This window comes from Streptomyces sp. NPDC090108 (assembly GCF_044747185.1).
Taxonomy (GTDB): domain Bacteria; phylum Actinomycetota; class Actinomycetes; order Streptomycetales; family Streptomycetaceae; genus Streptomyces.
In genome coordinates, this window is the sequence record NZ_JBIVDQ010000002.1 from 807,871 (window position 1) to 828,332 (window position 20,462).

A 20,462-nucleotide genomic window follows, 5' to 3' on the forward strand; every position below is an offset into this window, starting at 1 on the left:
GCCCCCCGCGGGGGGGGGGGGGGGGGGGGGGGGGGGGGGGGGGGGGGGGGGGGGGGGGTGTTGGGGGGGGGGGGGTGGGGGGGGGGGGGCCCCCCCCCCCCCCCCCCCCCGGCCCGAATGCGCAGCCGAAGGCTTTTTCGACCAAGAGTCAATAGAGGATTTCCCATGAGTGAAACGGAGAAGTGGGAGATCCCTTGTTCCGCTGTGCCGCCCTGTGCGAAAGTGTGCGCTGTCGGCGTGCGGGAAATCACATTTCCACAGTTCGCGCCGAGTCACTCCCGTACGCCCCCCACGCTTCAAAAGAGCTGCCCCCGGCGGACGTTCGAGATGCCACGCCCCCGTTCCATGTCAACTGGTATGGACTAATCCGTGTCGCGTCCGGAGGAATGCAGCAGTGAATGACGCAGGCCCTTCGAATTTCTCCGCATCCGGCCGCCCTTTCGACGCCTCCGACCAGGAGCTCAGTGCCGCACTGAAGAAGTGGACGGGATCGACTCCCGCGCTCCATCCCGTCGGGGAACTCCTCGACCGGCACTGGGAGGCGGCCTTCGCCTACGCCCGGCTGTGCACCGACGGACCGCGCGCCGCCGGCATCCTCACCACCGCCGCCTTCACCCGGCTGTTCGGTGAGTCCATCAGGCAGGCGGGCCCCTCCGCCGCCTGGCGCCCCCACCTCCTGGTCGCCGTCCGCCGCATCGCCGCCGAGTGGGACGGCGAGGGCCCCGAAGGCCGCAGAGGACTTCTGCACCCGGCGCTGCGGACGGCCCCCGGCAGCACCGAGCGCGCGGCGGCCCGGCTGCTCCCGCCCGCCGGCCGCCGGCTGCTGTCCCGCGCCTTCCAGTGCCTGCCCGAGTCCTCCCGCGCCGTGCTCTGGCACATCGAGGTCGAGAGCGACCCCCTCTCCGTGCCGGCCGCGCTGCTCGGACTGGAGGAGGAGGACATCCGGGTCGAACTCCGCCGCGCCCGCGAGAGGCTGCGCGAGGAGTGCCTCCAGACCCACCGCGAACTCGCCCCGGAGACCGAGTGCCGGCGCTATCTGCGCATGCTCGACGTCACCTTCCGGCGCGGCACCCTCGACATCGACCCCGATCTCGGGGCGCACCTGTCCGGGTGCCGCCACTGCCGCCGCACCGGCGACCAGCTCACCCGGTTCCACGCCGGACTCGGGCTCGCGCTCGCCGAGGCGGTCCTCGGCTGGGGCGCCCAGGCGTACCGGGAGTCCCGCGCGGACCGCGCCGACGGCGCCGCGGGCGGGGATCCCGCGGGCGCGGGCCTCTACGACGGCATCCCGGGCGCCGTGACCGGCACGCCCGGTCCGGCATCCACCCCGTCCGCCGGGCACCCCGGCGCGGCCCTTCCGCCGCCGCCGCGCACACCCCCCTTCTGGGCCGAGGACGGCACCTTCCCCGAGGCCGTCCCGGCGACCGCCGCGGCCCACGGATCCGACGGGCGCGGCGGACGCGACGGGCTCGACGACTTCGGCGGACTCGGCGGACTCGACGGACCCGATGGACCCGATGGGCTCGGCGAACTCGGCCCACGTGACGGGACGGCGGCCGCGGGCTCCCGGAGCGCGGCCCACGCGGCCCCCGGCGGCCCCGGACGCGCGGCACGCTCGGTCCACCGCGCGGTCCGGCGGGCCCGGCGCCGCAACCTCGGACTGGCCGTCGCCACCGTCAGCGGCCTCGTCGCCCTGCCGCTGGTCCTGTGGTCGGCGTTCGGCTCCAGCGAGGACCAGGCTCCCGCGCCCGGCGGCACCGCCTCCGCCGCGACCGGCGACGGCGCCACGCCGCCGGGACCGTCCTGGGCCGCCGGCACGCGCGGCACCGCCCAGGGCGTCCTGCACGGCCGGCTGCGCAACGTCTCCTCGGACCTGTGCATCGGGCTGGCCGGGGACAAGGCGGCCGAGGGCACGGAGGCCGAACTGGCCCGCTGCTCCTCGGCCCCGGGACAGCAGTGGACGTACGAGAACGACGGGCTGCTGCGCAGCACCACCGCCCCCGGCCTCTGCCTGGACTCCCACCTCGGCTACGAGGTCCGGCTCGCCCCCTGCACGGCCGGCGGACGGGCCGCCCGGAACATCCGGTACGACTTCACGCTCCAGGGCGCCCTCGTGCCCCGCTGGAACCAGGACCTCACCCTCACCCCGGCCGCCACGGACGGGTCCGGCGCGCTGGTCCTGAAGAACCGCACGGGGACCGCGGCCGATCGCTGGACCGTCGACACCTCCAAGCCCGAGCTCCAGATGGAGAACGTCAACTGGGACACGGCCGGCAGCCCGTCCCCGACCCGGGCCCCCTCGGCGCCTCCCGCGCCCAGCGCCTCCGCGCACACGTCCCCCGCCCCCACCCCCAGCGCCACCGGCTCCGCCGCACCGCCGGCCGTGCCCACGCCCGACTACTGCTCCGCCCACCCCGACCGCTGCGGCCGGGGCGGCGACGAGGGCGGCGGGTACGGACACGGCGGGTACGGCGGAGGAGGCTACGGCGGAGGAGGCTACGGGGGAGGCGGCTACGACGGGGGCGGCTACGGAGGCTACGGCGGAGGCCGCCACCACTGAGCGCCCCCTGACGCCCGGCACCCGGGGTGCGAGGCGTCGGGCGCGCCGGAGGGAACGCCGGGCACGGGGGCGCCGCACCCGCTGCCTCAGGGGCCGGTGCCCGGCCGCAACACGGTCAGGAACACGGAGGACGAGTTCCCGGAGACGGGGACCGTGCCGGCCGCCCACGCCACCTTCAGATGGTCGCGCTCGTCCGGCGGGGTGATCAGCAGAGAGGCCGGTGTGGCTGCCTTCGCGCCGCTGATCTCCGGGTTGGAGAAGGTCAGACCCGCCCAGGCGCTCTGCCCCGGCCGCAGCGTGACCGTCACCGGCGCGCCGGAGGAGCGCTTGGGGTCCGCGCCGAGCTGTCCGCCCGAGCCGTTCACGAACGCCGCGCCCGGGAAGCCGTGCAGGGTGCAGACGCGGCCGGACCTGTTGGTGAGCACGACCGGGAAGTTCTCCTGGCCGGCCCCCGGGTCGTTGCGGCCGACCGAGGCGCGCAGTTCGGAGGTGTGGCACCGGGTGCTCGCCGCGGGTTTCGCGCCGGTGCCGGAGGTGGCGCCGGTGCCCGTGGCGCGCGGGGAGGCGGCCTGGGCCGCGCCGGAGGACGGCGTCCTGCCCGACGGTGCCGTCGCCGCGGCGGACGCGGAGGGGGTGGACCCCTGCGGGGACTCGGCCGCCGGGGCCGCCGTACCGGTCACCCTCTTCGCCGGTTCGGCGCTCACGTCGTGGCCGTCGCCGCAGGCGGACAGCAGGCCCAGCACGGCGACCGCGCCCGTGAGCAGGACCCCGCGCCGTGTGGACCGGGATGAGTACGCCATGTCGCTCACCATTCCTGGAGGTTCACGGCACGCGGCTCGCACGTGCCTGAAGGCGCCGGGTGCGCCCTCACCACGTTCCGATGCACGCTGCGCCGGAAAAGTTCGGACCGTACGGGACTTCTTTTCCCCGTCCGGGCCGCCGGCCCACGTCCTGGCCGTTCAGGTGACGCGCAGTGAGCGGAGGACGGCGTCGGTGGGGTCACCCTCACGGTCGTCGTCCCCCCGCCGGCGGACCTGGACGTACACCTGGATCCCGGTGCCGCCGTGCGCGGGGCGCAGCGCGGACTCCGTGACCGTGCCGCCGTCCGGGCAATGCGTCCAGGCGCGCACGGTGCCCCGCCAGCCGCCGCCCGTGAAGGCGTGACCGGCCGCGGCGCGGCAGCCGGGATGGGTGAGCGCGGCGACCCGGGCCGCCAGGTCGCCGCCGTCCGTGCCGGCCCCGACGAACACGCCGGAGGCCGCGCGCCCGAGGTCGGACCAGGCGGCCAGATCGTCGGCGACGACCAGTCCCGGTCCGTGCCCGGCCGGCAGCCCGAGCGCCGCCGGGTCCCAGCCGGAGCCGCGCAGCTCACGCGCCCAGCCCGCGGGCACCTCCACGCTCACCCGGCCGGTCGAGTCCGTCACCCGGGCGGTCGTCGCCCGCGCGGCCCGGTGCGGCAGCAGCGTCACCGCCCCGGCGGCGAGCGCCGCGGCCACCGCGGCGGCGACGGCCAGGGCCACCCCGCGGGACCGGTTCCGCGGCCCGGCGGACCGCCGCGGACGCCGGGCGCCCTGGGCCGCGGCGAGGCGCTCCAGCTCGTCCGCGAACGCCCGCGCGCTCGGCCAGCGCCGCTCACGGTCCGGCTCCAGGGCGCGCAGCAGGGCCCGCTCCACGTCCTCGCCGAGGTCCGGCCGCAGCACGCGGGGCGGTACGGCCTTCCCGGGCGCCCCCGGCACGCTCCCGGTGACCAGCTCGTACCCGACCGCGCCCAGACTGTAGACGTCCGCGCGCGCGTCGACGCCCGCCCCGGGTTCGGCCTGCTCGGGCGCCTGGTAGCCGGCCGACCCCGCGGCGAGGGTCAGCGCCGAGGCCTGCGCGAGGCTCTTGGCCAGCCCCAGGTCGGCCAGGAGCACCCGCCGCCCGCCGTCCGGGGCGGTGTGCAGCAGCACGTTGGTCGGCTTGATGTCGCGGTGCACGATCCCCGCCTCGTGCAGCGCCGCGGCGCCCCGTGCCGCCAGCGCGGTCAGGCCGAGGGCCTCGGACACGGGGAGCGCGCCGCCGGCCGCCAGCTCCGCGAGCGTGCCGCCGTCGGCGTACTCCATGACGAAGTACGGCCTCCCGTCCGGGAGTTCGCCGATGTCGTAGACCTGCACCACCCGGCTGGAGCCGGCTCTGCGCAGCAGCCGCGCCTCGGACAGGAAGCGTTCGCGGACGTCGAGCCGGTGCGACCAGTTCTCGGCGAGGACCTTCACCGCCACCGGAGCCTGGAGTTCGTCGTCGTGGGCGAGCCACACCGTCGCGAAGGCACCGGCACCCAGGCGGCGCCGCGGGCGGTAGCGGCCGATCCGCTCCAGAGGCTGCATACGACTATCATGCCTGCCCTGAGATCGGCTCCGAGGGGGACACCGGCGTGCAGGACGAGGCGACGGCGGAGGACCTCGCCCGGCGGGCCGCCGCGGGCGAGGCGGAGGCACTGGACCGGCTGCTGGCCGGGCTGCGGCCGGAGGTGCTGCGCCGCTGCGGACGTTTCCTGCCCTGCCGTGAGGACGCCGAGGAGGCCGCACAGGACGTGCTGCTCCAGGTGGCCCGGCACATCACCGCCTTCGAGGGCCGCAGCCGCTTCAGCACCTGGCTGTACACGGTGGTCTCCAACTGCTGCCGGCAGAAGTACCGCGAGCTGAAGCGGCGGGCCGCCGAACAGCCCGCGTCCGCCGCGTCCGACGAGCCCGCCGATCCGCGCACGACCAGCGTCATCGCCGGCTCCCGCGTCGATCTGCTGGAGGCGCTGGAGCGGCTGGAGCGCGAGCATCCGCACCTCGTCGCGCCGCTGGTGTACCGGGACATCTGCCAGCTGGAGTACGCCGAGGCGGCCGAGCGCGCCGGGATCCCGCTCGGCACGCTGAAGTCACGCCTGCACGAGGCCCGCAGACAGGTCAGGCCCTGGCTGCGCGGCTACTGACCGTCGGCCGCCGGCTCCCCGTCCGGTGACGACAGTTCCGCCCAGATCGTCTTGCCGTCGGCGGTGTGCCTGCTGCCCCAGCGCTGCGTGAGCTGAGCGACGAGGAGCAGTCCCCGGCCGCCCTCGTCGAAGATCTTGGCCCGCCTCAGGTGCGGCGCGGTGTGGCTCGTGTCGGACACCTCGCAGATCAGGGTGGTCCCGTCCTGTATCAGCCGCAGCCGGATCGGGCGCGCCCCGTACCGGATGGCGTTGGTGACCAGCTCGCTCACCACCAGCTCCGCCGTGAACGACAGGTCGCTCAGCGACCAGCGTTCCAGCTGCGCCACGACCTGCTTGCGGATCGGCGCGACCAGCGCCGGATCGGCGGGGATGTCCCACGTCGCCACCTGGGAGGCGGACAGTCCCTGGGTGCGGGCCAGCAGCAGCGCCACGTCGTCGTCGGCGTCACCGGCCACCGGCAGCATGGTGCGCAGGACACGGTCGCAGGCGTCCTCCAGGGACTCGGTGTGTGCCCCGAGCGCCCGGAACAGCAGTTCCTCGACCGGTGCCCCGGCGCTCTGCCGGCACTCCGTCAGACCGTCCGTGTACAGGGCGAGGACGGTCCCCTCCGGCAGTTCCACCTCGACCGACTCGAACGGCAGGCCGCCGACGCCCAGCGCGGGACCGGCCGGCACGTCGAGCAGCCGCGGCTCGCCGCCCGGGGGCACCATCACGGGCGGCGGATGCCCCGCCCGGGCCACGGCGCAGCGCCGCGAGACAGGGTCGTACACGGCGTACAGACAGGTGGCGCCGACCTCGCCGGGGCTCCCCTCGCCGCCGGACTCCTCGGACAGGGTGACCACCAGGTCGTCCAGGTGGGTGAGGAGTTCGTCCGGGGCCAGGTCGATGTCCGCGAGCGTACGGACCGCCGTGCGCAGCCGGCCCATGGCCGCGGAGGCCTGGATGCCGTGTCCGATGACGTCGCCGACGGCCATCGCGACCCGCATCCCGGACAGCGGGATCACGTCGAACCAGTCACCGCCCACCCCCGCACAGGCCGGCAGATACCGGGAGGCGGCCTCCAGGGCCGCCGTGCGCGGGAGGTTGCGGGGGAGCAGGCTGCGCTGCAGCGCGAGCGCGGTGTCGCGCTCGCGCGAGTAGCGGCGGGCGTTGTCGATGCAGACGGCGGCGCGGGTGGTGATCTCCTCGGCCAGCAGGATGTCGTCCGCCGTGAACGGGTCCGGGCGCCGGTGCCGGGTGAGGACCGCCACCCCGAGCACCAGCCCGCGCGCCTGGATCGGCACGGACATCGAGGCGTGCATCCCGAACTCCCGTACCCTCCGCCCCCGCGCGCTGTCCCAGTCCAGCCACTCGTGCACCCGGCCCGGGGGGACCTCGGCCAGGATCGTGCGGCCCGCGGTCAGCGAGTCCGCCTGCGGGGAGCCCTCCGGGTAGACCTCGGACCTGCCGGGCTCGGTCACCGCCTCCGGGACACCGGGCAGCACCGACTGCTGGGCGACGCGGCGCAGGCCGACCGGTGCCGTGACCCGGGCGGGGGGTTCGCCCCCGTACTCCTCGGGGTCCAGCAGGTCGACGGTCACGAAGTCGGCGAGCACCGGCACGCACACGTCGGCCAGTTCCTGGGCCGTGCGGGTGATGTCGAGGGTGGAGCCGATCCGCATGCTCGCCTCGTTCACCAGCTGGAGCCGCTGGCGGGCCTGGTGGATCTCGGTGATGTCGTGCACGGCCAGGCACACCCCGCGCACCGTGCCGGTGTCGTCGGTGACCGGCGCCATCCGGGCGAGCCACGCGTGCGGCCGTTCCTCCCCGCCGGTGCGGACGAACGTCTGCACGTCCAGAGGGCGTTCGGTCTCCAGGACCTGGAGCATGGCCCGCTCCAGGTCCTCGCTCTCCGGGCGCCCGGCCGTCTCCGTGATCCGCAGTCCCCTGGCCATGTCCCCGGGCAGGCCGAGGATCGCGGCCATGGCGTCGTTCGTGCTGCGCAGCCGGAGCCGTTCGTCGAACACGGCGACGGGGCACGGCGACTGGAGCAGGGCGGCCCGGATCAGCGGGTCGTCCCCGCCGTCCGGCTCCCGCCGCTCCGGCGCGGTGACCACGACCCAGTCGCCGGGGCGTCCGCCGCGCGCCGCCCTGCGGTGCGCGAGCAGTCGCACGGGGACGCTGCGGCCGTCCCGGTGCCGCAGCGGGACCGTCCCCTGCCACCGCGTGCCGGCGGGCACGGGGGCGGGGCCGTCCACGGCGAGCAGTTCGGCCGCGGGACGGCCCACGACGGCGTCGGCCGGGTGGCCGAGCAGGCGTCGGGCGCCCTCGCTCCACTCCAGCAGCGTTCCGTCGTCACCGATGACGGCCAGGGCTGTGGCCGTTTCGTCGAACGGATGGACCCGGCTCATCGTCGCCACTCCCAAGAGCACACAGGGTTAACAGGCGCACCACGGGCTCCAGCCTAGTGCGTCCCGTGTGCGCGCGGACGACGGCCCCGGCGGCCGGGCCGCCCTCCCGGGTTCGGCCGGAAGGCGCGGCCTCCGCGCTGACAACTGTTCAGGAAAGCCCGGGCGGAGCGCGGTTGCCGTTGCTCCGCAGGTCCGGCGGGGGACCGGGAGGGGGACGCGGGACGCCGTCGCCCGGGTCCGCCGCCGGTACGGTACGTCAGGTGTGGTAGCCGAGAACGGTCATCATGCCGCCCTCCGAGTGGTACTGGTTGTGACAGTGCAGCATCCACAGCCCCGGGTTGTCGGCGTCGAAGTCCACCACCAGCTTGCGGTGGGGCAGGACGATCGCGGTGTCCTTGCGCGCGCCGGCGGAGTCCAGCCCGGCGAGGGCGTAGGTGTGCCCGTGCAGATGCAGGGGGTGCCACATGTCGGTGGCGTTGATGAGGGTGAGCCGTACCCGTTCGCCGGCGCGGATGGGGTGCCGCTGGCGCACGTCGTACGCCTGGTGGTCGAAGCCCCAGTCGTACTTCTCCATGCCGCCGGTGACCCTGATGCGCAGCTGACGGTCCGGTTCCCGCTCGGGCAGGGCCACGGACGGGTCGGGCTCCAGGCGCCGCGCGAGCACCAGCTGTCCGTCGAGCTCGGCCGGGCGGACGGTGGCAGGCGGAACGGTTCTTCCCTTGTCCGTGCGCAGCACCGCCATGGCCTGGCCGGTCTTGCCCTCGGCCAGGGCCACGAGGGGGAACACGCCGTCCTTGGCGGTGACGATGACGTCGTAGCGCTCGGCCATGCCGATGATCAGGGCGTCGGTCTGCCGGTGCACCACGGGGTAGCCGTCGGTGTGGGTGACGGTCATGCTGTGGCCGCCGAGCGCGACCCGGAAGGCGGTGTCGGAGCCGGCGTTGATGAAGCGGATCCTGACGCGGTCGCCGGGGCGGCAGCGGAACATCGTGGGGTGGCTCGGGGTGCGGCCGTTGGCGAGGTAGAACGGGAAGTCGACGCTGCCCGCCTCCGAGTGCAGCAGCCGGCTGAAGGAGCGGCGCAGCCGGCGGTCCGGACCGGCCGGGGCCGCCTTGTGGGAGTGCGAGGCGTGCGGGCTCGCCGAGCCGCCTCCCGCGGGGCCCATGCCCATCCCCATCCCCATGTCCATGCCGCCGCCCACACCGGGCTTGAGCTGGTCGAGCACCTTGTCGGGGGTGGAGCTGTCCACGCCGTCCAGCCAGTCGTCCAGGACGACGATCCACTCCTTGTCGTACGCCAGGCGCTCCTTGGGGTCGTCGACGACGAACGCCGCGTACAGGCCGCGGTCGGGCTGCATCCCGACATGGGAGTGGATCAGGTAGGTGCCCGGATGCGGGACCGTGAAGCGGTAATTGAAGTCGGACCCGGACGGGATCTCCCGCTGCGTCAGCCCCGGCACGCCGTCCATGTCGCAGCGCAGGCGGATGCCGTGCGAGTGGAGCGTGGTGGTGGCCGGCAGCCGGTTGGAGAGGGTCAGGCTCAGGACGTCACCGGCGGTCACGCGCACCAGGGGGCCGGGGAGCGAATCGTGGTAGGCCCAGGTCCGCACCTGCCGCCCGCCCAGGTCCAGCGTGCTGACACCCGCGGTCAACTTCATCATGCGGACCCGGCCCGATCCCCGCCTGCGCTCGGCCGCACGGACCTCCGGGCCCGATGGCAGTACGTATCCCTTGGGCCCGGGGGGAACGAAGTCCCCCTCGACCACCGGTGCGTGCTGCGGGCCGGAGGGTGAGTCAGAGCCGGTCTCGGTGCAGGCAGCGAGGAGTCCCGCGCCTGCGGCAGCGATCGGGGCTCGGAGCAGGGTACGCCGCGAAGGTGTGTGCATAAAGAAATAAGACACGTTTTGTGGTGATATGTGATGGATCTACGGCGGCGCGTCTGGTGATCACGGGTCCGGGAGGCGGGTGGAACGGCGCGAAGGGCGGCGGTGGCCGGCGTGCGGCGACCCGGCGCCCTGTGGCGTGCGCGGACCCGCCGCAAGGCCCGGCTCCTCTCGCTCGGGTACCTTCCGAAATGGCGTGTGACCTGGCGGTATTTACGGGTAAGTACCCGCGCGGTACCGTGATGGCATGCCAGCTCTCAATGTGGAGTTCAGCGAGCGGGAACTCGAGGACCTGCGGCGGATCGCCAAGGAGCGCGGTACCTCGATGAAGGCCCTCGTACGCGAGGCGGCCGCCGCCGACATCGCCCGGCACCGCGCCCTGGAGGAAGGCGCGGAGGCCTTCCGCCGGTTCTTCGCCGCCCACGCCGAGGAGTTCGCCGCGGCGTTCCCGGACGACGAACCGGGCGCCGAGGGCGAGGCCGCCTGAGCGATGTCCCCCGTCCTCCACATCGACGTGCCGTGGCTGCTCCAGCGCCACGAGGAGGTCCTGCCCCACCAGCCCGCCGTGGACGACTTCTCCGCGCTGGTCGCCGCCGTCGCCCGGCACCGGGTCGACCCGCCCCGCCTCGGCGTGTCCTCCGACCCCGCCTGGCGGGCCGCCGCCCTCCTGCACACCCTCGCCGTGCTGCGGCCGCTGCCCGCCGCCAACACCCGCTTCGCCTGCGCCACCGCCGTGGCCTACCTCGCGGCCTGCGGCGTCGCCACCGATCCGCCCCCCGGCGCCCTGGTCGGACTCGCCCGCGACATCGTCGCCGGCCGGACCGATGTGTACGGCGCCGCCGGCCTGCTCCGGTCCTGGCAGATCTGACGGCCTTGTTGCTCGTGTGGGAACTGTGCGAGTGTTGCCCTCCCCGTGCGGGGGTAAGGGGCCGCGCTCACGCGGCAGTTGAGGAAGGATCGACCCGGCACCGGTGACATCCGCTCCCGGCGCGCCCGTCCCCGGGGTCCCGCGCCGGCGCACCGGCCCGGCACTCGCAGCACCCGCACCACACGCACCACCCGCGCCAAAGGAATCCGCCGAGTGTCCACCCCCCATCCTCCCGGTCCCGCCTTCCCGCTCCCCGGCGGTGACCCCGGAGAGTCCGACGACTCCCTCGCCGCCCCGCTGCGCGCCGGTTCCGACGCGGAGGCGTCCCGGTCCACCGCGCTGCTGATGGCCCGGCACTGGCAGCCCGCGCACGAGTACGCCGTCATCTGCCTGGCCGCGCCGGGACCGCTCGCCCACATGGTCACCGGCGCCGCGTTCCACCAGGTGCTGGACCGGATCGCCCTCGGCGAACCCGCCGAGGCGCTGCGGCCCCGGCTGCTGGTCGCCGTCCGGGACACGGTCCTCGACTGGGCCGCCACCCCGAGCGTGGCCGCCGCCCTGCCCGGCCTGGACGATCCCGCCGGCGGCCGCGGCATGCACACCGCCAGGTCGCTGATACCGGAGAACCGCGCCCTCGCCGAGCGCTCCTTCCTCAACCTCCCCCTCCTCGGCCGGACCCTGCTGTGGCACACCGAGGTCGACGCCGAACCGGTGAGCTTCCCCGCCGCGCTCCTCGGCCTCGACGCCGACAACGCGGCGGCCGCGCGCGAGGAAGCCCGCGAGCGATTCCGGGAGGGCTGCGTCCGCGCCCACCGGGAACTCGCCCCCAGCGGCGAATGCCGCCACTACAACCGCCTCCTCGACGTGCCGATCCGCCGGGGCGGTGAACTGCTGCCCGACGTCCGGGAGCACCTCGCCGCCTGCTCCTACTGCCGGTTCGCCGCCGAACAGCTCGGCCAGATCGACACCGGCCTCGGCATCCTGATCGCCGAGGCCGTCCTCGGCTGGGGTGCCCACCGCTACGTCGACTCCCGCCCCGGCCGCCCCCGCCCGGCCGCGGCCGGCTCCCGTACCGCCGCCCGGCGCTCCGGCGGCCGCCGGCGGGGTGGCGGCGGGACCGGACTGCCGGTGGGCGGTGCCGGGCGCGGCGGCCGGCGGAGGGAGGACCCGGGGACCGGGGCGCTCTCCGAGGACACCGCCCCGGGCCGGCGCAGAAGGGGCGGCGGCGCGTTCGGCGGCCTCGGCCGGACGTTCACGCAGGACCGCCGTGCCGAGGGTCCAGGTCTCTCCTCCAGGGCGCTGCTCACCGGCGCGGGCCTCGCGTCCGCGGGGCTGCTCGTGACGGTGCTCGCCGTCGGTGTCTGGCCCCGCACGGGGGCCCAGGCCGAGCCGGTCACCGCCGCCGGCGCCCCGTCGCCTTCGGCCGACGCCTCCGGCACCGACGTCCGCTCCCCCTCGGACCGGACCCCCGGTCCGGTGTCCGGCCCGGCCGGCCTGCCGGTCGCCGGGCGGGCGACCCGGCTGCACGACACCGCGGCCGACCTGTGCCTGGACATCAAGGGACAGCCCGAGGCCGGTGCGGGCGTCCTCCTCGCGACCTGTTCGGGTGCGGAGACCCAGCAGTGGATGTACGACGCCGACGGGCTGCTGCACAGCATGGCCGACTCAGGGCTGTGCCTGGACTCGCGCGCCGACGCGGCCGTCGTGATCCTCGGCGTCTGCGCCGACACCGGCAGCGCACGGGGCGACGACGTGCGGTACGACCTCACCGTGCAGGGCGAGTTGCTGCCCCGCTGGGATCCCACGCTCGCGCTCGCGGCCACCGGCACGTCCCCCGGCGCGGACATCGTCGTGACGGCCCGGGACCGTTCGGCCGACCAGCACTGGCAGGCCGACACCCCGCCGGGGGACCCGGCCCCGCTGTCGGTCGTCGGCGACGGCCACCCCGCGCGGACCGCGTCCGTGCCGGAGACGGGGCGGGGGGCCTGACCCGGGGCGGGCCGAGGGGCCGGGGCCGTCCCCGCCCCCGGCCCCTCCGGTGAGGCGGCGCACGCCGACAGCGCGCGCGGCCTCAGGCGGGGTCGTCCGCGAGGTCGTCCGCCGTGACCGTCGCCGGTGTGCGGTGGCCGGACAGGGCGAGGGTCAGGTCGAGTTCCGCGAGGACGCACCGGACGACGTGCTCCACGCCCGGCTGTCCGTCGAGACCGAGCCCGTACACGTACGGCCGGCCGAGCAGGACCGCGCGGGCGCCGAGGGCCAGGGCCTTGAAGACGTCGGCGCCGGTGCGGACACCGCTGTCGAAGAGGACGGTCAGGCGGTCGCCGACGGCCTGGGCGACCCGGGGGAGCGCGTCCGCCGCCGCCACGGACCCGGCCACCTGGCGCCCGCCGTGGTTGGAGACCACGACCCCGTCCACGCCCGCGTCGGCGGCGAGCCGGGCGTCGTCGGGGTGCAGGACGCCCTTGAGGACGATCGGCCCGTCCCAGTGCTCCCGGACGAACGCGAGGTCGGGCCACGTGTGACCGGCGTCCCCGAACAGGCCGAGGAAGTGCAGGACGGCCGCGTTCGGGTCCTCGTGGACGGGCTTGGCGAGGCCCGCCAGGAAGGCCGGATCGGTGAAGTAGTTGGCGGTGCCCACCCCGTGCAGGAACGGCAGGTACGCCTGGTCCAGGTCGCGCGGCCGCCACGCCAGCAGCGGGGTGTCCAGGGTGACGACCAGCACGGTGAACCCGCACGCCTTCGCGCGGGCCAGGAAACTCCGCGTCACCTCACGGTCCTTGCCCCAGTAGAGCTGGAACCACCGCTCGGCGTCCCCCATCGCCTCCGCCACCTGCTCCATCGGCGTGCTGGAGGCGGAGGAGAGGGTGTACGGAACGCCCTGCGCGGCCGCGGCCCGGGCGGCGGCGAGTTCGGCCTCCGGGTGCATGATCGACAGCACGCCCACCGGAGCCAGCGCCAGCGGCGCGTTCAGCGGGCGGCCCAGCACCTCGACGGACAGGTCCCGTTCGCTCACGTCCCGCAGCATGCGCGGGACGATCCGCCGCCGCTCCAGGGCCGCGCGGTTGGCCCGCGCGGTGCTGCCGTCCCCGGCGCTGCCGGCCACGTACCCCACCGGGCCGGGGCCGAGCCGCTGTTCGGTCAGCTCCTCCAGCCGGGTGAGGTCGGTGGGCAGCCGCGGCACGGTCCCCGCCATCCCGTTCAGATAGATCTCGTACTGGAAGTCGGCCCAGTGCTTCGCCATCCGTGCGTACCGCCTCTCGTCGTCGAACCCGCCCCGCGGCGTCGATCCTCGCCCCCGGCCGCGGTCCCGTCCACCGTCCATGTCCGGCGGACGGAAACCGCGTGCGGTGTCAGGCGGTTCGGGCGACCGCCCGCACGGGGGCCCCGTCCGCCCCCGGAAGCCGCAGCGGGAAGAGGAACACCTCGACCTCCCGCGCCCCCACCAACCGGTCCAGCCCGGTGAGGTTCTCGGCGATCACCCCGCCCGCGCCGCACAGCACCCGGTGGGCCGGCAGCCCGAAGTCCGCCCCGGTGTCACCCGGTTCGGGCGTCGGGTCGACACTCAGCGCGTCGACGGCCACCGTGCGCACCCCCGCGTCCGCGACGGCGCGGGCCGCCTCCGGGGTGAGCCAGGGGTGGGCCAGGTACTCCGGCGTGCCCCAGTGCCGCGACCAGCCGGTCACCAGCAGCAGCATCGAGCCCGGCGCGGCGGCGAGGGCGTCCAGCGCCGGCGCCAGCAGTCCGGGCGTGACCGGCGCCCTGGGCGCCAGCCCCCGTACGTCGGCGACCACCGCGGGACCCGCGAACAGCTCCAGCGGCAACTCGTCCAGCCGGGGCCACGCGTCGTCCACGTGGTAGGGGGCGTCGACATGGGTCCCGGACTGCGAACCCAGGTGCAGACTCAGGACGTTCACACCGTCGTCCCCGGCGTGCAGGGCGGGGGAGACGGTGACCTCGGGGTCGCCCGGGTACACCGGCATCCCGGTGACGACGGGCACCGACAGGTCCAGCCAGGCGCTCACCGGCCGGCCTCCGCGGCGAGCGCGGGCGCCACCTGCGCGGCGTCCGCGCCGGGGCCGGTGATCGGGGGCACGGGCACGTCGACCGTACGGGCCAGCCGGGCGCCCTCGGGCCCGTACGCGGCCCGCGGTTCGGGGAACAGCCACAGCAGCGACAGGAACAGCACCGCGGCCACCGCGAGCGACAGCGGCAGGCTGATGTCGACGCCGCCCGCCAGGTCGCCGAGCGGTCCGACGAACTGGCCCGGGATGTCCGTGAACAGCACGCCGATCACCGCCGACACCCACCAGGCGGTCATGCCGCGCCAGTTCCATCCATGGGCGAACCAGTAACGGCCGCCGCGCTGGCGGCGGTTGAAGACCTGGAGCGCGTCCGGGTCGTACCAGCCGCGCCGGGTCCAGAAGCCGAGCATCATCACGATCATCCACGGGGTGGTGCAGGTGATGATCATCGTGGCGAACGTGGAGATCGACTGCACGAGGTCGAGGCCGAACCGGCCGATGAAGATGAACGCGATGGACAGCACGCCGACCAGCAGAGTCGCCTGCACCCGGGACAGCTTCGGGAACACCGACGAGAAGTCCAGGCCGGTGCCGTACAGCGAGGTGGTGCCGGTGGACATGCCGCCGATCAGCGCGAGCAGACACACCGGCAGGAAGAACCAGCTCGGCGAGATCGCCAGCAGACCGCCGACGAAGTCCGGCGCGGCCGGGTCGACGTACTTCGGCGCCTTCGCCGCGATGATGCTCGCGGTCGCCAGGCCGAAGACGAACGGCAGCAGGGTCGCGATCTGGGAGAGGAACGCGGCGCCCACGACCTTGCGGCGCGGGGTGTCCGCCGGGATGTAGCGGGCCCAGTCCCCGAGGAACGCGCCGAACGACACCGGGTTGGACAGCACGATGAGGGCCGCGCCGATGAACGACGGCCAGAACATCGACTGCGTCGCCGCGTCCGCGTGGGCCGTGAAGATCCCGGCGTACGACGGGTCGAAGTCACCGGCGAAGGCGACGGCGCCGAGCAGGAACAGCACCGTCGCCGAGGCCACGGCGATCTTGTTGACGAAGAGCATGAAACGGAAGCCGTAGACGCACACCGCGAGCACCAGCCCCGCGAACAGCGCGTACGCCACGACGTACGACGGCGTGCTGCGCTCCAGGCCGAACAGCCGGTGCGCGCCGCCGACCAGGGCGTCGCCCGAGCTCCACACCGAGATGGAGAAGAACGCGATCGCCGTCAGCAGCGAGAGGAACGAGCCGACCACACGGCCGTGCACACCCAGGTGCGCGGAGGAGGCGACGGCGTTGTTGGTGCCGTTGACCGGGCCGAACACCGCCATCGGACACAGGATCAGCGCGCCCGCCACCACGCCGAGCAAGGTCGCCGCGAGGCCCTGCCAGAAGGAGAGCCCGAACAGGATCGGGAAGGCGCCGAGGACGCAGGTGGAGAAGGTGTTGGCGCCACCGAAGGCGACCCGGAAGAGGTCGAGCGGGGTCGCGGTGCGCTCCGCGTCGGGGATGCGCTCCACGCCGTAGGGCTCCACCTCGGTGAGGGACGGAGGCGGCGCGGTGGGGGAGTCGGCGGGTGGGGCGGTCGGGGATTCGGGCAGCTGTGAGGTCAACGGGGGCTCCGGCGAGGGTCGCGGCGTGGAGCGCTTGATGGCGCGAGGGTGGTGAACGGCCGCCGCCGCCACGGGGATGCGCGGCGGAGGAGGTCACGTCCTGGAAAGATCTGCCGAAGGTACGGCGCCCGCGATGCCGGCGGCCAGAGGATGTTTCGTCCATCTTCCCGGTCACCGGTGGAGGAAACGGCCACTGGCCCGGCGGGCGGCCACGGGCCGGGCCCTCCCGCGCCGAAGTCGCCCGCGGAGGCCGCGGACTTCGCGTGGATGAACGCGAGAAGTCGTGAAGGGGGCGTGAAGGGGTTCGGCATCCTCGCGGCCGGAATGTTTCAGGCCTATTAACGAAGAAGTGTTTTTCGGCCATCGGGCGGTGTCCGGCGATCAAGAGCCGCCTATTTGCCCGGTCGACGTGTTCGAATTCCGTGACTTCGCGCCACTGATTCAACACGCAAGGTTACTCAAACCTGTGGGGTCGATGTGTGTTTCGGCGGCGGAATCGGCAGAGTGGCGCTCGCCGATCGAGGGCCCACCGGCCCGGAACGGCGTCCAGTCCGTTCGAGCGGAAGGAAGCACACCATGCGGAACACCGCGCGCTGGGCGGCGACTCTGACACTCGCCGCCACCGCCGTCTGCGGGCCCCTGACCGGGGCCGCCGGCGCCGCACCCGACTCCGTCACCCCGTCGCTCTACGCCCCCTCGGCGCTGGTGCTCACCACGGGACACGGAGACACCGCCGCCACGGCCACCCCGGAGCGCGCCGTCACCCTCAACTGCGCCCCGGCGCCGTCGGGAACCCACCCCGCCGCACCTCTGGCCTGCGCCGAACTGCGCGGCGTCGGCGGTGACTTCGCGGCCCTGCAGAGCCGCGACGACGTGCGGTGCACCAAGCGGTACGACCCCGTCGTCGTCACGGTCGAGGGGGTCTGGCAGGGGAAGCGGGTCTCGTACGAACGGACCTTCGGCAACGCTTGCGCGAAGGACGCGCTGAACAGCAGCGTCTTCGCGTTCTAGGACCGGGATCGCGGTCCCCGTGACACCGGATCAGGCTCGTGACTGGGGAGTGCGGCCCCTGGGCCGGGGAAATCCGCGATCTCGCACCGGGGCAGGCGGGCGGAGTGGGGTCTCCCGCCCCCGGTGGCACCACCGCTTCCCGGGCCGGCCCGTGGGGGGCCGCCCGGGAAGCGGCCGGAAACAACAGGTTTCAATCAGCCTGCATACGAAAGCGAACGGCGGCGGCCGGTGCCCTGTGCACCGGCCGCCGCCCGTGTTCCGCGCCCCGAGCCGCCCGTGTTCCGCGCCCCGAGCCGTCGGTGTTCCGCGCCCCGCGCCGGCCATGGTCCGCCGTCCTCAGGTCATCTGCCGGCGCACCAGTTCGTGCAGCCGGCCCTGGGTGTCGGCGAGCAGCTCCGCGGGCGTGCCCTGCTGGACGACCTTGCCGTCCTCCATCACCACGACACGGTCCGCGTCCAGCACCGTCGACAGCCGGTGGGCGATGACGACACGGGTGGCGTTCAGCTTGCGGGTGCTCTCGATGACGACGCGCTGCGTGTCGTTGTCGAGGGCGCTCGTGGCCTCGTCGAAGAAGAGGATGCGCGGGCGCCGGATCAGGGCCTGGGCGATCATCAGACGCTGGCGCTGACCGCCGGAGATCGCGCCGTTGCCCGCCACGATGGTGTGCAGGCCCATGGGCATCCGCTGGATGTCCTCCGCCAGACCCGCCATCGCCGCGGCCGCCATCGCCTCCTCCTGCGTGTACGGCTCGGTGCCGCAGATGACGTCCAGGATCGAACCGGTGAACGGCTGGGCGTGCTGGAGCACCACACCGCACTGCCGGCGCACCGCCGACTGGTCCAGTGCCGCGAGGTCCTGACCGTCGTACAGCACACTGCCGGAGACCGGCCTGTCGAAGCCGATGAGCAGGCGCAGCAGGGTGGACTTGCCGCAGCCGCTGGGGCCGACGACCGCCACGAACTCGCCCGGACGCACGGAGAACGACACGTCGTCCAGCACCAGCGGGCCGTCGTCGGCGTACCGGAAGGACAGGCGCCGGGCCTCGATGCCGCCCGACAGCGCACCCGGCCGGGTGCTGGCGTTGCGCACCTCGGGGGTGGCCTCCAGCACCGGCTTGATCTCCTCGAACAGCGGCAGCGCGGCCACGGCCGAGACGAAGGCGCCGGTGAGCTGGGTGACCGAGGTCAGGACCATCGTCACCGCGGTGTTGAAGGTGAGGAAGGAGGCCGCAGACATCGCGCCCCTGGCCGGACCGGCCAGCAGCATGAACATCAGCAGCGTGCACACCGGGAGGTAGACCGCGCCCAGCACCGAGGTGAGGTTCTTGATCTTGCCGACCTTCTGCTGGAGCTCCCGGCTGCGCGCGAACTCGCCCGCCCAGGCGGCGTACGCGTAGTTCTCCGCCGCCGCGACGCGCAGCTTCGGCAGCCCCCGCAGCGTCTGGAACGCCCGGTTGTTCAGCTTGTTGCCGAGCGTCACGAGCCGCCGCTGCCAGCGCACCTGCCACAGCCCGAGCCCCAGGAAGACCGCGGCGATGACGACGAGCATCCCGATCGCCGCGAACGCCATCGACGCGCTGTACCAGAACAGCAGACCCAGGTTCATCGCGCCGACGGTCACCGACTGCGCGACCACCGGCCCGACTCCCGCGAGCAGCCGCCGGATCGAGCTGATGCCCATCGCGGCACTGGCCAGCTCGCCCGTGGAACGCTGGGTGAAGAACCGCGTGGGCAGCCGCAGCAGCCGGTCCCAGACGGCCGGCTGGAGCGCCGCCTCGATACGGCCCTCCAGCCGCAGGATCGTCAGGTTCTCCAGCAGCGTGAACACGGCCGACACGATGCCGCTGATCATCACGGCCAGGCAGACCTGGACGATCAGACCCGTCTGCGCCTTCGGCACGTACTCGCCGAGCACCTTGCCCGTGGCGATGGGCACCAGTGCGCCGATCGCCACCGTCACGAGCCCCGCGAGCAGCAGGTTCACCACGTCGCCGCGGGTCCCGCGCAGGCTGAACCGCAGCAGTTCGAGCGGACCGAGCCGGCGTTCCGGCAGCGCCCGGTAGAACATGACCGCGCGCGGCTCGAACTCCTCCGCGTTCGCCTTCTCGACCGGGGTCTCGCGCCCGGTGCCCGGATGCACGGCCACATAGCCGCCGCGCCGCCACAGCAGCGCCACCGGCGCCCCCGACAGCGCCCGGTGCCCGACCAGCGGCCCCACGTTCTCCCGCCACCAGCGGCCGTCCAGGCGCACGGCGCGCGTACGCACCCGGGAGGCCAGGGCCACCCGCTCGACCGGGTCGAGCCGTTCGCTCTCGCTGCCGCTGTGGGCCGACTCGGCCAGCCTGATCCCGGCCGCCTCGGCGACGAGCTTGCAGGCCGCGTACCCGGCGTCGGCGTCGGCCGCCGTGGCCGGGCGGGACGAACGCTTGCCGATCGAGGCCAGCAGCGTACGGTCGGCCTGGGCGCGAACCGCCTCACCGGCCTTGATGCCGGCCGCCGCCCGCGTCTCGTGCGTGCGCTCCAGTTGCTCGATCCAGCGGTCCAGCGCGGTCAGCAGCCGGTACTGCTGATCGACCATGCTCTGCCACAGCGCGGGGTCCATCAGCAGGTCCGCCGCGGCCTCGGCGCCGTACGCCGAGCCGTACTGGACGCTGCCCGGGGGCACCTGCATCCAGAACACGTCGTCGTCCGAGGGCGCCGTCGTCCGCTCCTCGGCCATCGGCGCCTGGAAGAGCACGGACAGACCGCGGCCGACGCCCAGCGCGAGCGCGTACTCCAGCGGACTCGACGTCGGCGGGACGTACTGCGGGTTGCCGTACTCGTCGTACGACCAGGTCTGGGTGTCGGCGGTCTGGTACAGCTCGCGCAGGTCGACGCGGCGCACCACGCAGTCCCGCACCGGACGGGCCACCAGCGTGTGCTGGGGTCCCGCGACCGGACCGAGCAGCAGCGCGCCCGGCTCCAGCCGTCCCAGGTGGTGCCAGTGGCCCTGCTGGGCCGCGTCCACCGCGAACAGGTCCAGCGCGCCGGCCGCGACCAGCCACAGCACCTGCGGGCCTTCGAGGTCGAGCCGGTTGAAGCCGGCGCAGTCCACCGGTGTGCCCAGCGAACCCAGGGCGCCGAGGACGAGGTCCCCTTCGTGCACGGAAGTCATC

General features: G+C 74.4%; 14 protein-coding genes. 6 read left to right on the forward strand and 8 right to left on the reverse strand.

Annotated features, from left to right (window positions below; genetic code table 11):
- Positions 1-394: 394 nt before the first annotated feature.
- Positions 395-2,560, forward strand: a complete 2,166-nt coding sequence (locus ACIPRD_RS08660; RefSeq protein WP_401561297.1) for an RICIN domain-containing protein — start codon at positions 395-397, stop codon at positions 2,558-2,560.
- Between the two features lie 86 nt (positions 2,561-2,646).
- On the opposite strand, the gene ACIPRD_RS08665 is transcribed toward ACIPRD_RS08660, so the two are convergent.
- A complete protein-coding gene (locus ACIPRD_RS08665; RefSeq protein WP_401561299.1) occupies positions 2,647-3,360 on the reverse strand; it encodes a DUF4232 domain-containing protein in 714 nt (237 codons plus the stop codon).
- Positions 3,361-3,519: 159 nt separating this feature from the next.
- Positions 3,520-4,923, reverse strand: a complete 1,404-nt coding sequence (locus ACIPRD_RS08670; RefSeq protein ID WP_401561302.1) for a serine/threonine-protein kinase — start codon at positions 4,921-4,923, stop codon at positions 3,520-3,522.
- 47 nt (positions 4,924-4,970) lie between these two features.
- Here ACIPRD_RS08670 and ACIPRD_RS08675 point away from each other — a divergent pair, with 47 nt between their 5' ends.
- A complete protein-coding gene (locus ACIPRD_RS08675; RefSeq protein WP_356408987.1) occupies positions 4,971-5,519 on the forward strand; it encodes an RNA polymerase sigma factor in 549 nt (182 codons plus the stop codon).
- Here ACIPRD_RS08675 and ACIPRD_RS08680 read toward each other — a convergent pair.
- Positions 5,513-7,909, reverse strand: coding sequence for a SpoIIE family protein phosphatase (locus tag ACIPRD_RS08680; protein ID WP_356408984.1), 2,397 nt, complete (start codon positions 7,907-7,909; stop codon positions 5,513-5,515). The two genes, ACIPRD_RS08675 and ACIPRD_RS08680, sit on opposite strands and share 7 nt — an antisense overlap.
- Positions 7,910-8,165: 256 nt before the next feature.
- Positions 8,166-9,794 (reverse strand): multicopper oxidase family protein, encoded by a 1,629-nt coding sequence (locus ACIPRD_RS08685; protein ID WP_401561306.1) that lies wholly within the window; start codon positions 9,792-9,794, stop codon positions 8,166-8,168.
- Positions 9,795-10,038: 244 nt separating this feature from the next.
- On the opposite strand from ACIPRD_RS08685, the gene ACIPRD_RS08690 reads away from it, so the two are divergent.
- The 3 genes from ACIPRD_RS08690 (at position 10,039) to ACIPRD_RS08700 (ending at position 12,648) form a co-directional block, all read left to right on the forward strand.
- Entirely contained in the window at positions 10,039-10,278 is a 240-nt protein-coding gene (locus tag ACIPRD_RS08690; protein ID WP_401561308.1) for a hypothetical protein, read from the forward strand.
- A 3-nt stretch (positions 10,279-10,281) separates the two neighbouring features.
- The gene (locus tag ACIPRD_RS08695; protein WP_356408975.1) at positions 10,282-10,659 is read left to right on the forward strand and encodes a toxin Doc; all 378 of its coding nucleotides are present in this window, start codon (positions 10,282-10,284) and stop codon (positions 10,657-10,659) included.
- Positions 10,660-10,872: 213 nt separating this feature from the next.
- Positions 10,873-12,648: an RICIN domain-containing protein gene (locus tag ACIPRD_RS08700; RefSeq protein WP_401561311.1), complete on the forward strand. Its 1,776-nt coding sequence runs from the start codon at positions 10,873-10,875 to the stop codon at positions 12,646-12,648.
- 82 nt (positions 12,649-12,730) lie between these two features.
- Here ACIPRD_RS08700 and ACIPRD_RS08705 read toward each other — a convergent pair whose 3' ends face one another.
- The 3 genes from ACIPRD_RS08705 to ACIPRD_RS08715 all read right to left on the reverse strand — a co-directional run bounded on the left by ACIPRD_RS08705 (position 12,731) and on the right by ACIPRD_RS08715 (position 16,297).
- Positions 12,731-13,900 carry a lactate 2-monooxygenase gene (locus tag ACIPRD_RS08705; protein WP_356408969.1) on the reverse strand — a complete coding sequence of 390 codons (1,170 nt, stop codon included), beginning with the start codon at positions 13,898-13,900 and terminating at the stop codon, positions 12,731-12,733.
- A 109-nt stretch (positions 13,901-14,009) separates the two neighbouring features.
- On the reverse strand, positions 14,010-14,681 hold the full coding sequence (locus ACIPRD_RS08710) for a cyclase family protein (protein ID WP_401561314.1): 672 nt from the start codon (positions 14,679-14,681) through the stop codon (positions 14,010-14,012).
- Complete coding sequence (locus ACIPRD_RS08715) at positions 14,678-16,297, reverse strand: purine-cytosine permease family protein (protein ID WP_401561316.1); 1,620 nt, start codon at positions 16,295-16,297, stop codon at positions 14,678-14,680. Before ACIPRD_RS08715 ends, ACIPRD_RS08710 begins: the two co-directional genes overlap by 4 nt.
- A 576-nt stretch (positions 16,298-16,873) precedes the next feature.
- On the opposite strand from ACIPRD_RS08715, the gene ACIPRD_RS08720 reads away from it, so the two are divergent.
- Positions 16,874-17,308 carry a protease inhibitor gene (locus tag ACIPRD_RS08720; RefSeq protein ID WP_356408964.1) on the forward strand — a complete coding sequence of 145 codons (435 nt, stop codon included), beginning with the start codon at positions 16,874-16,876 and terminating at the stop codon, positions 17,306-17,308.
- Between the two features lie 336 nt (positions 17,309-17,644).
- Here the strand turns inward: ACIPRD_RS08720 and ACIPRD_RS08725 are convergent, their stop codons facing one another.
- Entirely contained in the window at positions 17,645-20,461 is a 2,817-nt protein-coding gene (locus ACIPRD_RS08725; protein ID WP_401561318.1) for an NHLP bacteriocin export ABC transporter permease/ATPase subunit, read from the reverse strand.
- Position 20,462 lies beyond the last annotated feature (1 nt).